Raw genomic sequence first — 14980 nt, 5'->3', positions numbered from 1 at the left:
AGTTTCACTTAACTTAACCTAACTTCACCGGACTTCGCGCCACCATTTACGGGTCTGACTTGCAACCGTAACGCTCTCACCGATCATCGGTGTCACGACTGGTACGTCATGTTTCGCCGCTTCCTTCAACAGCCGTTCGACCGGTTCGTACCACGGATGAAACGCCAGTGTAAACGCCGACCAATGGACAGGAATCATCACGTCCCCTTTGACGTCAAGATGTGCCGCGAGTGTCTGTTCCGGTAACATGTGCGAACTGGACCAACGGGTATCGTATTGACCGCACTCCATGATCGTCAAGTCAAACGGACCATACTGGTCACCGATCGCCTTAAAGTGTGGACCGTAGCCGCTGTCGCCGCTGAAAAAGACTTTCTTTGATCCCTCAATTACCCATGATGCCCAAAGCGTCGAAAATTGATCAAGCCCGTTACGACCGGAGTAATGCCGGGCCGGCGTCGCCGTCAGACGGAGGCCATTCGTCTCAATCGATTCGTGCCAATCGAGTTCCGTGATCCGGCTTGCGTCGACGCCCCAGCCTTTCAGGCGGCTCGCGACACCAAGCGGAACGATAAATTGTCCGACCCGGTCTTTTAATGCCAGGACCGAATGGTAATCCAAGTGGTCATAATGGTCATGCGAATAAATGACGAGATCGATTGCCGGCAAGGCATCGAGGTCGACCGGTGCCGTCGTCTGGAACCGTCCGCCTCCGAGTTTCGGGAACGGTGACGGCGCACGACCGAGCATCGGATCAAAGAAAATCGTCTGGTGATCGAGTTCGAGCAGGAATGCCGAATGCCCGAACCAGGTCACACGCGGTTCTGTCCCGTCCGTCCGCTGTTCAAACGGTTTGACCGGTAACGGTTTGACCGGTTTTAAAGACGGCAATTTCCGCCCATAATCTTTTAAGATACTTTTTGTTGTCTCCCATTCCATCTTCAGTTGAAACGGCAGTTCATTTTGAAACTTTCCATTTTTGAACTGGGCGGATCGTCTGTAATCCTGTTGATCGGCTTTAGACGGTCGGCGACCGAATAATGGATAACGCGTCATAAAGACCGTTCCGAGTAAACCGAGCCCTGTAAGTGTTGCGACTGTTTTTTTCATGTTTTCACCTCTTCAATAAGTGCTTCCAGTATAGCACTCGCCTTTTTCCTGGCGGTAGCGAAGACACTTCTCCAACAAAAAACACGGATTACTTTAAAAAAAGCAAGCCGTGTTCGTCCCTTATTTATTTAAATCGTCTGCGTCCCATTTCGTCCGCGTACTTTTTTCGTGATTCGCATCCTGCTCCGCCTCATAGTCATTGACGCCGGGATTTTCGACTTTTCCCTCATGTCGATGTCCTTCATCATGGTCATGGTCATGATTGTGGTCGTGATCGTCCCGTTCCTTGACGAACAAGGCGATGCCGCCACGCTCGACTTCTTCGTAATGTTTTGCCGCTTCGTCGTCCGAATGACCGACGCGTTTCAGCGTCTCGCGTAACGGTGGTTCCTTGCTGAACTTCGCTTTCATTTCATCGACCCAAGACGCACCCGATGTCTCTTCGGCCGCTTCATCCCGTCCGACAACTGAAAAGTCGGAGTCCTTATGTCCGTGTTCTTTTAAAGCATGCATCTTTTGCTCCAAGCTGGATTGATCATGAAAAACGCCTACGAATTTTTTCGCCATCGTTACCACCATCCCTCTCACAAAATGTATGAATCGGACTACTTCCCTTTTTTACCCATGTTCTTCTGAAGCAAAACAGTGCAGTAAAAAAAAGAACTCCTCCGCTGACGCGGAAAAGCTCTCTCAAGATTCGATTAATCGTTCAGCTGTTGCGGCGAATCGACTAATGTAATCGTACCTTCATTTTTTTGGACGAAGCGTTCATAGACGAAATCATTCGCAAAGAGGAGAACCGGGTTTTCCCAACGGTCATAAACGAGGACCGTCCGTGAATCCGTCAATTTCTTCACTTCATTGATTTCTGTCACCTTGACCCACTTCGCGACCTGGAAGTTCGCCGCATCTTTTAAGATATCGACGCCATACTCGCCTTTAAGGCGGTGTTCGAAGACTTCGAACTGCAGTTGACCGATCGCACCGAGGATGACCTCGTTGTATTCCGTCTTATAGACTTGAATTGCCCCTTCTTGTGCCAATTGTTCAATCCCTTTTTGGAACTGTTTTGACTTCAGGGCATTTTTCGTAAAGACCTTCAAGAATAATTCCGGTGCGAATGTCGGCAAGGCTTCGTATTGGAGTGACGGATCACCATTCGTGATTGTATCGCCAATTTGATAGTTGCCCGAATCATAGAGACCGATGACGTCTCCAGCAAAGGCTTCGTTGACCGTTTCCCGCTCATCTGCCATGAACTGCGTCGATTGCGACAATTTCATTTTCTTCCCTGTCCGCGTCAGGACGACATCCATCCCACGGTCGAATTTCCCGGTACAGATGCGGATGAACGCAATCCGGTCCCGGTGATTCGGGTTCATGTTCGCCTGGATTTTAAAGACGAACCCGCTGAAGAATTCTTGTGCCGGTTCGATCTTCCCTTTGTTCGATTCCCGTGGTGTCGGTGACGGGGACAAGTTGAGATAGTGCTCGAGCAGTGGTGTGACACCAAAGTCGACGAGTGCTGAACCGAAGAAGACCGGTGTCAGCTCACCTTTCGCAATCAATTCCTCGTCATAGGCATTGCCGGCACCGTCGAGTAAATCAACTTCATCGACGAGCGTGTCGTACATTTCATTGTTGATTGAGTTAGCGAGTTCGTCGCTTGCGAGCCCCTCTTCCCCAAGCTCAATCGTCTTCCGGTCTTGTTTGAAGCAGTGGAACTTCTCGTTGACCCGGTCGTAGACCCCTTCGAACTGTTGTCCTGAACCTGCCGGCCACGTGACGGCAACCGACGGGATCCCGAGGACTTCTTCAAGCTCTTCCATCAGTTCGAGCGGATCGCGTGCTTGACGGTCCATCTTGTTGATGAATGTAAAAATTGGAATACCGCGCATCCGACAGACTTGAAAAAGTTTTTTCGTTTGTGACTCGATCCCTTTCGCCGCATCGATGACCATGATTGCCGAGTCGACGGCCGTCAAAATCCGGTACGTATCTTCACCGAAGTCCGAGTGACCCGGTGTATCCATGATGGAAACGATTTTTTTATCGTATTCGAATTGCATGACCGATGACGTCACCGAGATTCCACGTTGTTTCTCGATTTCCATCCAGTCGGATTTAGCAAATTTTGAATTTTTTCGGGCTTTAACCGACCCTGCTTCCCGGATTGCCCCTCCGTGGAGTAAGAATTTTTCTGTTAATGTCGTTTTCCCGGCATCCGGGTGGGAGATGATACCGAAAATCCGGCGTTTCTCGACTTCAGTTTGTAATTTTGTCATGTATAATAAGTCCCTTCACGATAAATTCAATACTTGTAACCAGCTCATTTTTCGCAACTAATCTATCATACCGAATTTTCAGCTATTCGTCTATTTCACACGATTGACTTAATTTTCAGATTTTTAGTTGACAACTCGTCCTGATGTTCTATACGATGACGAGGAAGTTAACTAACTAGAAGGAGGAGACGTACACATGAAACAGCCACAAGCACCGCGACAGATTCAGGTATCAAACTCATCTGCGATCATTGTACGTCACCCAGTCGTTTAATTTTTTAAAAATTAAGCAGGGTGTGCGTATGCGTATACGTACATGCTGCCCCCTTATATCAGGACGGGTATGCCCATATTTGTGCGTATCCGTCTTTTCTATTGTCTAAAAACGGAATAATAAGGGGTTTTATTTATGTTCAACTCATTAAAACTGCTCGACCGTAACATCTGGATCCGGTTCGTCGGGGAAACGTTAACCGGCATCATGATGTTCATGATTGCACCATTTCTTGTACTCTATTACGCCGATCAACTCGATTCGTACCTCCTCGTCGGCGTCATCATGGCAATCGGGCCGATTGCCGCTTTATTCGGCTCTTTCCTCGGAGGGCACCTCGCCGACATTTACGGCCGCAAACCGTTGATGGTCATCGCCATCGTCGGGGATGCGCTCGCCCTAATCGGTTTTACGTTTGCCGATACATTTTGGCCGTTGCTTATCTTAAATGCGACGCTCGGCCTGACGAATTCTCTGTTCCACCCGGCAGCGAGCGCAATGGTCGCTGATGTCACGCCACCGGAACGATTAAACGAATCGTTTGGTCTCTTACGGATGGGACATAACATCGGGGCTGCGTTCGGTCCATTGATCGGCAGTGCCGTCCTCTTCATCGATCGGTCCTTGATTTTCTATGGAGCAGCTATTGTTTATGTACTTTATGCCCTCGTCCTCCTGCTGTTCATCGGTGAGACGAAGCCTGAAAAAATTGAGCATCCGGTGGATACACCACAACTTTCTTCACTGACTGTCTTACGAAAGGACCATGTCTTTTTAATCTTCATTGCGGCTGGTGTCTTCATCTCGATGGGCTTCACGCTCGTCGAAAACATGCTACCCGTCTTCTTAAAAGAAGCCTTACCGGGATTACCGGACGAAAAAAATCCTTTCCCGTACTTGATGGGACTGAACGGCATCATGGTCGTCTTGTTCCAATTTCCGATTGCTGCGAAGCTATCCGGGAAATCGTTCGGGAAAGTCATGTTACTCGGCGCAAGCGTCTTCGGACTCGGCATGATTTTACTCGCCTTCGTCCCGTCCTACTTCTTCTCGCTCGGAACGGATTATATCGTCATCGTCATTCTCTTACTCGTCATTTATGCCCTTTATACCATCGGCGAAATGATCATGTCACCGGTCCAAATGACGTTCATCGCTTTAATCGCGCCGGTTCACTTACGGGGAACGTATAATGGTGCCGCGAGCGTGCAGTGGTTGATTGGTGGCGTAACGGCACCGCTCCTCGGGTCGTTGTTCCTCGAATCCGGTCACGGCGACTATGCGCTTGGCGCCATCGGGGTCGCGTGTTGTTTATCTGGACTTGTCTACTTGGCACTCGATCGTTCGATTCGCCGTGCGAAACGGTTGTCCGAGTCGGCGTAAGTTAACGTTTATTTTAAAAAGGCGCATCTGACGAAAAGTCGAATGCGCCTTTTACTGTTTTAGAAAGAAGAGGTCCCTATTTCTTATGTTTAGGGCGGAACGCTCTTCCTCGACTCGTCTTCAAATCTCCCCATTTCCGTTAGTTTCGTTAGTTTCATCGGGAAAAAGCGACTAAACGCACGCTGCTCAAGAGACAGGCAAGCCGAAGGTGATTTTCGTCTCCCCCCTTCGATTCATTCCTCACAACGGCAAGTTTCGTTTCCGGAAAAGGACGATGGCAAGACCATAGCTCAGCAGACCAATCAAGATTAAAATGATTACTGAGACGAGGACCTCTCCTTCCCCACTGGCGATTTTTCCGGGTTCATAAAGCGAAAACGGCGTAAAATGCCGAATCCAGTCGATTTTCGTGACAATTTTCCCCATCATGTTCATCCCGTAAAATAGAAAAGTTATCCCACCCGCGACCGCAAAAGCATTTTTTTCATCGTTGAACAAACAGGAAATCAAGAACGAATAACCGCTGACGGCTAAAAATAAGCAAAACCCGACGTAGTTGATTTGGAAAAACTCAGTGAGTGCGATTCGGTCCGTATCGATTAAGAACCGTGCTGCGAGCGCCCCGCCTGCGAATGTCAAAACATGAATCACAATTAAACCACTGATTAAGACGAGCATTTGTGTGACGATGACTTTCGTTCGTGAGACCTGCGTCGATAAAAGATAGGCCATCGAGCCGCGATCGACGAGCCGTGCGACGAGTTGAATCGCGACCATCACGCTAAAGACACCCAGGATTAAGAGATAAAACAGACCATAGTATTCGGCCGAGATGAATTGACCGTAGTTGCTGATCGACTCCATTCCGAATGCCCGCATCATTCCTTCCGGTAAAACCTGCATCATGTCGTCAATCTGTTCCATGTTGTCGTCGAGCAACGGATAAAGGGAGGTAATCAACGTGACATAAATGGCTGAGCCGACCCCGAAACCAAAAAACATCTTCAGATGGAGCTGCATCATATGACGATAAAGGGCGAGATTCATTTCCCCAACTCCTTTTGATTATAATAATCCATAAAAATTTGTTCCAAGCTTTGGTCATCGGCACTGATGTTCTTGACGTGATACGGGGCGAGCGTTTGGATGAGTAAATCATAATTCCCACGGAGTTCGACCCGGACCGTCCGCACGTCGATTCGCTCCGTCGTCAAGGCGGAAGCAAGCAGAGCGGCTACAGCCACTTCTTCATCGAGCGTGACGTTAAATGATTTTCGTTGCATCGTCTGCAACTCATGAATATTTTTTGTCGCGACGATTTTGCCGTCACGAATAATCGCTGCCCGGTCGCATGTCCGCTCGATTTCAGCAAAACTATGAGACGACATCAAGAAGGTCTTGCCACGTGCTTTTTCTTCAAGGACGAGTTCGATGAACAAGTTCTGCATCAATGGATCGAGTCCCGACGTCGGCTCGTCGAGGATATAGATTTCCGGGTCATGCATGAATGTCGCGACGATCCCAATCTTTTGCTTCATTCCTTTTGACATCTTGCGAATCGGTGTGTTCGGGTTGAATTGGAGCTTTTTAATCAACTCGTCACGTCTGCCCGGATTGTCTGATCCTTGCATACCGGCCATCATGTTGAGGAACGCAAGCCCCGTCATTCCGTCAAGGAACGCCATTTCGCCGGGTAAATAACCGACGTGACTTCGCGCTTGCGCCTGATTTGCCCACGTATCGATCCCTTTTATCGTCGCTCGCCCGCGTTGCGGCTTCATATATCCCATCAAATGACGAATCGTCGTTGATTTTCCGCTACCGTTCGGTCCGAGAAAACCGAATACTTCGCCTTTCTCCACATTGATCGTGACATCAAAAATTCCTTTTCCGTTTGAAAACTGTTGCGTCAGATTCTCGATGTTAATCATGTCACCCCTCCTGAAAGTTTGAAAGAATACTCCGGCATTGATACTTTTAATACCTTTCAAGAAAAACGATCAGTTCTCCTCTTTCAGTTGAAAAAGTCCGCTGTTCCAACCAGCTTACGCACGAGCAACGCTAATTCGACAAAAAAAGCGGACATCCCTCGAAAACATCGGGGTATCCGCTCTCGTACCTGAAATAACTCGATTCAGGCAATCCTTCATTAAGACGGCAACGCATTATCTGCGACAAATGGACCAAAGATAACCGGAAGCGGTTCCAGCGTCCTTTGCACATCCGCGATGAACCGACTCGATCCACTGACGAATACGATCGGGTCGTCGCTTGCAATCATCTCTAAAAATTCAACCGCCCCTTCATCCGTACTATTTTGGTGCATAGTATGGAAAACAAGTCCCTTTTGAATAAGTCCTTCGAGTGTCATCATCAACTTAGCCGAGAGCGCCTTCATGTCGTTAAAATGGACAAGCGTCGTTTTCCGATGATTCGTCAAAGCATACCTTGCTTCGTCAATGACAGCACCTAAATGATGTGTTTCTGCAATCAACAACACTTCGAGTTGTCTCCAGTCTGCGTTTGATGAATATTTGCAAAAGTGACGACACGTATCAACGAGTTGGTGATGGACGACAGACCATGCCTCGAGCAACGGGTCTGTCGCTTCAAGCTCAAATTCCCATTGCACGGCGAGCAGGATCTCCTGACTGACGATTTCTGGGTAAGACAGAATGAACGATTTCGTTTGATTGATTTCTTCGAGTAAAATGAGTTTAAACAACTCACTCGGTTCTTGTTGGTTCGTCACGTGATGCAACAGGCGACTGAGGCGTAAAATCCGAAGTTCACGATTTTGTAAACGTATGTCCTGCTGTCCCATTTGTTCAAGCTGTCGGCTATGATTTTTTTCTAACTGATCATAAAACCGGCTCGCGATGCGGAAACCGCGTTTATCCACTTCCGGACCCATCTTTTGTAAGAGGTGTAATGCTTGATCAAAATGCATACCATGACCTACCTTTCCCCCCTCATTATGCCCGAACCCCTAGATAAAAACAATCTTCAAAAAAGGTATAAAAAATACTTGTTTTATACAACATATTTAAACTTGTTCTTCCTTCCTATCCATTTTAGAATCTAGGATAAGTAGGTGATATATATGCGCATGACACGTTATACGGACTATGCGATCCGGTCGCTTTTATTTGCAGGCACACATGCGGATCGACTTGTCCGAATCCAGGAAGTAGCGGATTGTTACGACATTTCTAAAAATCATCTGATGAAAGTCGTCTATCGTTTAGGACAAAATGGTCTGATTCATTCTGTCCGTGGTCGTGGTGGTGGATTTCGCTTAGCAAGTCCTCCGGATGAAATTTATCTCGGTGACGTCGTACAATTGTTCGAACCAACGACTCATTTTTTGGACCCGCAAGAGGGAATGGTGGAACATCCATCTCTTGACCCTGCACGAACTGCCTTTGATGAAGCGATTGAAGCGTTCCATCAGGTACTTAATAGTTATACGATCCAGGATTTATTGCATCCGGCAAATGAACTGCATCCACAAATTCTTGAAATGATTCCGAGGCGCAATTGATGCGTAGCGGAATCATTTTTTGTTGCGCCCGCATCATCAACGATTTCTCATCCGCTGCGTGGTATACTCATATAAGAAAGGAGGGGTACAGATGAACCCTCATGAAGAACTCAATAGCCTATATCTTCGATTGAAAGAGGAAAATCCGTCACTCGAACGTGGCGAATCACTTTGGACGATTTTTGAAGATACGACCGACGATTCACTTCGCCCCTTAGCATTATGGACCTTTTCTCAAAACCAATTTGATCTCGGACATTTCCGCTCGTTCCTCGTCTCGTTTTCATTATTGATGGACTGGATTCGTAAGGACGAACTGACACTGACACATAAACAGGAGCTTGACCTGTACTGGAACTATAAATCGTATTTGATTTATGCCGCTGAACAAGAAGACGTCTCGATCGCTTTGTTAGAGGCAGATTATGAACGTTTTAGCGACTTTTGTGACGCCAATGGATTTGCGCGGACCCGTGATTATATCGGTTTCATGATTTACAGTAAACTTGGTGACGAAGAACAAGCGGATCAATACTTGGAAGAATGGATTGATGCCCCTTCCGATGAACTGAGTGATTGTCCGTCGTGTGAAGGATTCAGCCGGATGACGTATGCGATTGAACGTGGTTTCGAAGACCGGGCACTTCTATTGTATGCAGCAATCCGACACGAGCGCGGTTGTTCACGGATGCCGGACCAGGCACATCCGTACATCTTGCCATTGTTCATCAGTCGTAAACAGGACCGATTCGATTGGATGGAGAAACTCACACAAGAAGTACGCCGCGTCAAGCCGCTCTTCACAGGTGGTGACGAACCGTATCACCTTTATGCCGAAATGTATTACAACCCGAATTACGTCTGGTCGATGGAAGAGAAAAAACAATTGATTCCGCTTTTGACAGATCGCGGCTACCTTCAGTTCTTACTCGCTCATTACGCAGCCTCTTACCGATCAGCCCGTAAAGAAGAAGCCGGCTATCTCGGATTGCTCCGTTCGAATATTTATGAAATTGCCCAAAGTCTTGACCACCGCATTGACGGTTCCTTCTATCTAGACTTTGTCGAACGTGAACTTAAACGGGTCACACAATTTGTCGGTTGATGCACCACGAAAGGAAGTGTCGTCATGCTTGATCATGTTCAGTTAGCTGCGCCACCTGCTTCAGAAGATGCGACCCGGGCTTTTTATGCCGGGCTATTACATATGAAAGAAGTCGAAAAGCCCGTCGGTGTCCGTGCGACGGGTGGCGTTTGGTTTACAAGTCACGCTGCAGCGATTCACGTTGGCATCGAACAAAATTTTCAGCCGGCTAAAAAAGCACATCCCGGCCTTACGTTTCCCGACTTGGATGGTGTCGCCGAGCGCTTGAATAAAGCCGGTCACCCGGTCACGTTTGACGATCGGCTTGCACCGCGCCGGCGATTGTTTACGGAGGATCCATTCGGAAACCGAATCGAATGTATCGAAAGCCAGTTGACGCCGATTACTCCGGATAAACTAAAGGCAGGGTCGCATGTCCGTCTCCTTGCGCCTGCTTCGAGCTTAGCGAGTGTCGATGAAAAAATCATCAATGACGCCATCGAACTGTTAGAAACGCTCGGACTCCGCGTCTCAATCAGTCAACATGCCCGCGCCGTCAATCCGTTCGGTTCGAGCGACCCGGCTTGCCGAATCGACGATTTACATGCCGCTTTCGCCGACAGCGACGTCAACGCGATTCTTTGCGTACGCGGTGGCTTCAGTTCAAACGAATTGCTTGCGGGACTCGATTACGATTTAATTCGGACCCACCCGAAGATTCTTTGCGGTTTCTCTGACATTACGGCGCTCAGTAATGCGATTTTCACAAAAACAGGTCTCGTCACCTACTCAGGACCGATGTTACGGGCACTCAGTTCGCGTGACGCCTACACGCTCGACTACTTCAAGAAGATGTTCTTCGGCGTCCAAGCGATCTCCGTTCGTCCGAGCGTCAACTGGCATGACTGGTTTGACGGCCGGACCGTCACGTCGTTGAACGACGGTCATCTCGTTTTAGCGAGCGGAAAAGCGAGCGGCCGGATTCTCGGGGGAAACCTTTGTACGTTGAACTTATTACAAGGAACGCCGTTTTTCCCCGATTTGCGTCAAGCCGTCCTCTTCTTAGAAGACGACTACGAAGTCCATCCGGCGACGTTCGCCCGTGACTTTGCTTCGTTACTGGCACAACCGGGCGCTGACGAAATCCGCGGGATCGTCTTCGGCCGGTTCCAACTGACGACGAAGATGACGGAAGAACATTTACGTTATCTCGTCAGTCTCTACCCGCAACTTAAAACAATCCCCGTCATCGCGAATGCGGATTTCGGTCACACGGAACCTTTATTTACGTTCCCGATTGGCGGGATCGCCGAGCTTGACCATGATCAAATCACGCTGAACGCGAAATAAAAAGAAGGAGTCGCGGCAATCCGCGTCTCCTTCTTTTTTTAATAGTCGAGCAATCTCGAAGCGTCGATTTGGCGCTTCGATCCATCGGCGAACATTTCAAGTGTCGCGAGGATCTGATGATCTATAAGGTCATATTTCACTAATGTAAAATCTTCAAGAGTCGAGATCGTCTTAAACGTCTTCCCGACGGTAAATGCCCGCTTGCGACTGGCATCAAAAGCAGGAATTGTCACGAATACGACCGTGATTTCCGTTCCACTCGTATCATAATAAAATTCGACGACGCGACCGTCTGCTGTCTCGGGTAAGTTCCCCTTTTGCGGTCGTCCGGATTCATCTAATTGTACATATGGCTGTAACATCTCTTCTCCTCACTTTCTCCGTCATTCATCATAGCATGAGAAAACCATTTATGCTAATCTATAAATGATGTTGAAAGGGGGATGAGTCACGGATGGCATGGTTCATGAACGGAATTTTGCTCTGGGGCTTTATCATGATTACACTAATGGCGATTGGCGGCTTCTTCATGTTCCGGAAGTTCTTAAAAAAACTCCCGAAAGAAGACGGCAAATCGATGATGGATTGGGAAGATGAGTACATCGACCAAACACGACACTTGTGGACGGACGAGACAATGGAGTTATTGAATGCCCTCGTCATGCCTGTTCCGACGGCGTTTCGTGACGTCGCACGGCGGAAAATTGCCGGACGGATCGGTCAGTTCGCACTTGAAGAACATGCTTCAGTCATGACGTCAGAGCTTGTCGTCAAAGGATATATTTCAGCGACTCCAAAACGTGATCATAATTTTTTGAAAAAAGCCTTAAAAGAACACGCAATCGATTGGCGTGAATACGAACTCTACTTCCAACGTTAATGATGGCAGAATCAATCTACTCTGAGTGAACGAGATTCTATGTGATGTATTCAAAAAATGACCGCCTTGTCCATTAAATCGGACAAGACGGTCATTTTTCATGATTGTGGTAAATGTTCGACGGGAACAATCCCCGACTTAACTTGTTTGTACTTCAGATACATGGCGATTCGCCACGGGACGATCATTCCGAACGCGACGAGATAAAAAATTCCACCTGTCTCAAAAATATCGATTTGACCCCCGATCATAAATTTTGCGACCGTCCGTACGAGTAAGATTCCGAATAAGACGATAAAAAATGCTTTTGACCGTTGCAAATAAATTTGACCTTCTGCTTCATAAAAATTTGACGTCTTAATCAAGAAGACACTGAAAATCATCCCGACAATCAATGCTTCCGCGACCTCCGTCCATGTCAGACGAGATGCCGGGTATAAAAATTGCAACATCCCGGTCGACATCGCGAACGGAGGGATTAAAATCTTTTTGGCATTTGTCGGTTTCGCCGACGCCTTCACCCGTATGAAGCTGATGAGTAACCCCATCACGAGCGCAACCCCTGTTGATATCCAAATCATCTCATCACTTCCTCGATTAAAATCCTGTAAATCCAACGATATCACTCATCCAGGCCGCAAATTTACTCAAGCCATTGAAATACAACATGACTCCGAAGACCATCATCAAGGCGCCACCGAATTTCGTCATTTTGAGACTGTACTGGACAAGGAGTTTCGAGCGTCCAACAAAAAAGGCCATTAATAAGAAGGGAATCGAAAATCCAAGGACATAAAACAGCATGTAGAGCATACCTTGGCTCGGATTCGTCGCCGCTAGACCGATGACACCAGCAAGGATTGGACCTGTACAGGGTGTCCAGCCTGCCGCAAATCCGATTCCGACGAGGACTGTACCGATGTAACCGCCCTTGCGTTCACCAAGATTCAATTTTTTTTCACGCATCAAGAACGTCGGCTGCCATAAACCGACTAAGACGATCCCGAAGACGAAAATTACGAGGGCCCCAACCATCCGTAATGTATCGCGATACGTGATGAAGACGTCCGCAAAGAGTGACGTCGATAATCCAAGGACGACGAATACGAGTGCGAACCCGACTAAAAAGGCGAGTGTATGGAAAAGTGAACGTCTTTCCCGGACACCTTTTTCTTGTAAATCCGTTACAGATACTCCGGTAATGTACGAAAGAAATACCGGATACAACGGTAGCGTACAGGGAGACACGAATGACAGTAACCCTGCCCCAAATGCTAACCACAGCGAGAGCTCCATTTCAGCAGCTCCTTTCTATAAGAAGAAGTTCTTCTCTATTTTGCCAAACTCCGCATCATTTAGCACCTATTATCTCACAAAAGATAAGAAAGATTCGTGACTTCTCAAATTACAAAAAAATTACATTTACTTTATCTTACTAAAATTTCGTTGCACTCCGAATAATCACTTGCTAGAATATGGATACGACACCAATGTAAGGGAGACTGCTATGACAAGCCAACAATTACTGACCTTAGCAATTGAAGCAAAACGAAGCGAACTGTATCTTCAAGCAGATCGGTCTAGTTTCACCTCCCCACATGTATTGAAGCTCAGTCATGAACTCGATCTGTTATTAGTCGAGTACACACGGATTATGCAAACTTATGCCGTTGGCTCTTCAAATGAGCGGCTCCTCACATAAAACGAAAATTCAATGCAGTCATTTCGTGGCACCTTCCATTAAGTGTACTTGTTTGATCACTAATCCTTTTTAAGCAAACCCTCTTTCCATTCAGAGGGTTTGTTTTTGTTCAATCGCTTTTTCATTGTCATGCCCCCCTTCTTCTCTCAAACTTCGCCTCCAGTTTGATTAGAAGATGGTTCAACTTATTTTTAGACAAGGGATTGATTCATGACTTTTGTACATTACAATTGCTTCCGTTTATTCTTTGTATAGGTATAAAGACTTATGAACCTAATTAAAAACCATGCTTTATGACCTACTAATGACAAAAACACGCTTTTTGCAATCTGTTTGTCACACTGACCTCTTTTGTAACTTTAATGACATTGACCTGTAAACGCACTACCCGGTTTCGGGGTGTAGAGTAGGAACAGTAAACACAGCATATGTCAGGAGGACATCAATAATGAAAAAAGCAGTTTTCGCTGCAGGACTTGCAGCAACGGCTCTATCAGTAGGATTCGCCCAAGAGACAGAGGCTGCCTCAGAGACGGTAAAAGTAGACACAGCAGTACTCAACGTTCGCACAGCACCTACAACAGCATCAGCAGACGTAGGTAACGTATATAAAGGGCAAACATTAAATGTCGAAGGACGTTCTGGTGCATGGATCAAAACAAGCATCAATGGCCAAAAACGTTATGTACATGGCGCATATACTACTGCTGCCTCATCATTCGACTTTAAAAAAGCTACAGTCACTACGGCAGTATTAAACGTTCGGACACAACCTACTACGAACTCGAAAGATGTAGGTAACTTGTATAAAGGTGAAACAGTAAACGTAGAAAGTAAAGTTGGTTCTTGGATTAAAACCACAATCGATGGTAAAACGCGCTATGTGCATAGTGCTTACACTACACTTTCTGGTTCTACTGCTTCGACTTCAGCAGCTCCAGCTCCTAAAGCAGAAGCAAAACCAGCAGCTAAGCCAGCACCAAAACCAGCGGCTAAACCGGCTACTGCAACTAAACAAACGACTTCAGCGAAGTCTGGTACTAAAGTGACGATGAACGTAAGTGCATACACGAACGATCCATCAAGCAACGGTAGCCAGCTTTACAACGGTCGTGCATTGACTGCTAGCGGTTATGATGTAACAAACACGATCACGTACAATGGTATGCGTATCGTAGCAGCTTCTTCACAATACCCGATTGGCACACGGATGCACATTTCAGGTATCGGTGAAGCAATCGTTCTCGACCGTGGTGGCGCAATTCAAGGTAACAAACTTGACCTTCTCGTTGGTTCACAGCAAGAAGCCATCAACTGGGGACGCCAAAACGTCACAGTAACTGTCTACTAATTAAAAAAAGTAACAGC

Annotated in this window: 16 protein-coding genes; 7 read left to right on the top strand and 9 right to left on the bottom strand. The window is 47.1% G+C overall.

Features of this window, described 5'->3' with window-relative positions; all coding sequences use genetic code 11:
- Window positions 1–24: 24 nt before the first annotated feature.
- From KNP99_RS00380 to KNP99_RS00370, 3 genes are all read right to left on the bottom strand, one after another.
- Window positions 25–1110, bottom strand: coding sequence for an MBL fold metallo-hydrolase (locus tag KNP99_RS00380; RefSeq protein WP_088836775.1), 1086 nt, complete (start codon window positions 1108–1110; stop codon window positions 25–27).
- Window positions 1111–1230: 120 nt separating this feature from the next.
- Window positions 1231–1677 carry a general stress protein gene (locus KNP99_RS00375; protein WP_239456864.1) on the bottom strand — a complete coding sequence of 149 codons (447 nt, stop codon included), beginning with the start codon at window positions 1675–1677 and terminating at the stop codon, window positions 1231–1233.
- Between the two features lie 134 nt (window positions 1678–1811).
- Window positions 1812–3395 carry a peptide chain release factor 3 gene (locus tag KNP99_RS00370; RefSeq protein WP_214767409.1) on the bottom strand — a complete coding sequence of 528 codons (1584 nt, stop codon included), beginning with the start codon at window positions 3393–3395 and terminating at the stop codon, window positions 1812–1814.
- A gap of 409 nt (window positions 3396–3804) precedes the next feature.
- On the opposite strand from KNP99_RS00370, the gene KNP99_RS00365 reads away from it, so the two are divergent.
- The gene (locus KNP99_RS00365; RefSeq protein ID WP_088836772.1) at window positions 3805–5052 is read left to right on the top strand and encodes an MDR family MFS transporter; all 1248 of its coding nucleotides are present in this window, start codon (window positions 3805–3807) and stop codon (window positions 5050–5052) included.
- A gap of 240 nt (window positions 5053–5292) precedes the next feature.
- Here KNP99_RS00365 and KNP99_RS00360 read toward each other — a convergent pair whose 3' ends face one another.
- The 3 genes from KNP99_RS00360 to KNP99_RS00350 all read right to left on the bottom strand — a co-directional run bounded on the left by KNP99_RS00360 (window position 5293) and on the right by KNP99_RS00350 (window position 8002).
- Complete coding sequence (locus KNP99_RS00360; protein ID WP_215192951.1) at window positions 5293–6099, bottom strand: ABC transporter permease subunit; 807 nt, start codon at window positions 6097–6099, stop codon at window positions 5293–5295.
- A complete protein-coding gene (locus KNP99_RS00355; RefSeq protein WP_215192950.1) occupies window positions 6096–6983 on the bottom strand; it encodes an ABC transporter ATP-binding protein in 888 nt (295 codons plus the stop codon). The genes KNP99_RS00360 and KNP99_RS00355 overlap by 4 nt, the downstream gene beginning before the upstream one ends.
- Window positions 6984–7201: 218 nt before the next feature.
- Window positions 7202–8002: a hypothetical protein gene (locus KNP99_RS00350; protein ID WP_215192949.1), complete on the bottom strand. Its 801-nt coding sequence runs from the start codon at window positions 8000–8002 to the stop codon at window positions 7202–7204.
- Between the two features lie 153 nt (window positions 8003–8155).
- Here KNP99_RS00350 and KNP99_RS00345 point away from each other — a divergent pair, with 153 nt between their 5' ends.
- The 3 genes from KNP99_RS00345 to KNP99_RS00335 all read left to right on the top strand — a co-directional run bounded on the left by KNP99_RS00345 (window position 8156) and on the right by KNP99_RS00335 (window position 11030).
- On the top strand, window positions 8156–8596 hold the full coding sequence (locus tag KNP99_RS00345) for an RrF2 family transcriptional regulator (RefSeq protein ID WP_088836768.1): 441 nt from the start codon (window positions 8156–8158) through the stop codon (window positions 8594–8596).
- A gap of 91 nt (window positions 8597–8687) precedes the next feature.
- The gene (locus KNP99_RS00340) at window positions 8688–9701 is read left to right on the top strand and encodes a hypothetical protein (protein WP_029333318.1); all 1014 of its coding nucleotides are present in this window, start codon (window positions 8688–8690) and stop codon (window positions 9699–9701) included.
- 24 nt (window positions 9702–9725) lie between these two features.
- Window positions 9726–11030 carry a VOC family protein gene (locus KNP99_RS00335; protein WP_214804963.1) on the top strand — a complete coding sequence of 435 codons (1305 nt, stop codon included), beginning with the start codon at window positions 9726–9728 and terminating at the stop codon, window positions 11028–11030.
- 38 nt (window positions 11031–11068) lie between these two features.
- On the opposite strand, the gene KNP99_RS00330 is transcribed toward KNP99_RS00335, so the two are convergent.
- Entirely contained in the window at window positions 11069–11392 is a 324-nt protein-coding gene (locus KNP99_RS00330; RefSeq protein WP_029333315.1) for a hypothetical protein, read from the bottom strand.
- 92 nt (window positions 11393–11484) lie between these two features.
- Between KNP99_RS00330 and KNP99_RS00325 the strand changes: the two genes are divergently transcribed.
- The gene (locus KNP99_RS00325; RefSeq protein ID WP_215192948.1) at window positions 11485–11910 is read left to right on the top strand and encodes a DUF2621 family protein; all 426 of its coding nucleotides are present in this window, start codon (window positions 11485–11487) and stop codon (window positions 11908–11910) included.
- Between the two features lie 98 nt (window positions 11911–12008).
- Here the strand turns inward: KNP99_RS00325 and KNP99_RS00320 are convergent, their stop codons facing one another.
- Together KNP99_RS00320 and KNP99_RS00315 are read right to left on the bottom strand one after the other, a co-directional pair.
- Window positions 12009–12491, bottom strand: coding sequence for a CcdC family protein (locus KNP99_RS00320; protein ID WP_215192947.1), 483 nt, complete (start codon window positions 12489–12491; stop codon window positions 12009–12011).
- 16 nt (window positions 12492–12507) lie between these two features.
- Window positions 12508–13206 carry a cytochrome c biogenesis CcdA family protein gene (locus KNP99_RS00315; RefSeq protein ID WP_029333312.1) on the bottom strand — a complete coding sequence of 233 codons (699 nt, stop codon included), beginning with the start codon at window positions 13204–13206 and terminating at the stop codon, window positions 12508–12510.
- Window positions 13207–13417: 211 nt separating this feature from the next.
- Here KNP99_RS00315 and KNP99_RS00310 point away from each other — a divergent pair, with 211 nt between their 5' ends.
- Together KNP99_RS00310 and KNP99_RS00305 are read left to right on the top strand one after the other, a co-directional pair.
- Complete coding sequence (locus KNP99_RS00310) at window positions 13418–13612, top strand: aspartyl-phosphate phosphatase Spo0E family protein (protein ID WP_029333310.1); 195 nt, start codon at window positions 13418–13420, stop codon at window positions 13610–13612.
- A gap of 448 nt (window positions 13613–14060) precedes the next feature.
- Window positions 14061–14963 carry an SH3 domain-containing protein gene (locus KNP99_RS00305; RefSeq protein ID WP_088836764.1) on the top strand — a complete coding sequence of 301 codons (903 nt, stop codon included), beginning with the start codon at window positions 14061–14063 and terminating at the stop codon, window positions 14961–14963.
- Window positions 14964–14980 lie beyond the last annotated feature (17 nt).

This window comes from Exiguobacterium sp. s95 (assembly GCF_018618655.1).
Taxonomy (GTDB): domain Bacteria; phylum Bacillota; class Bacilli; order Exiguobacteriales; family Exiguobacteriaceae; genus Exiguobacterium_A; species Exiguobacterium_A oxidotolerans.
Note: the sequence above shows the minus strand (reverse complement) of the source record. Positions and strands in the feature narration are given on the sequence as shown.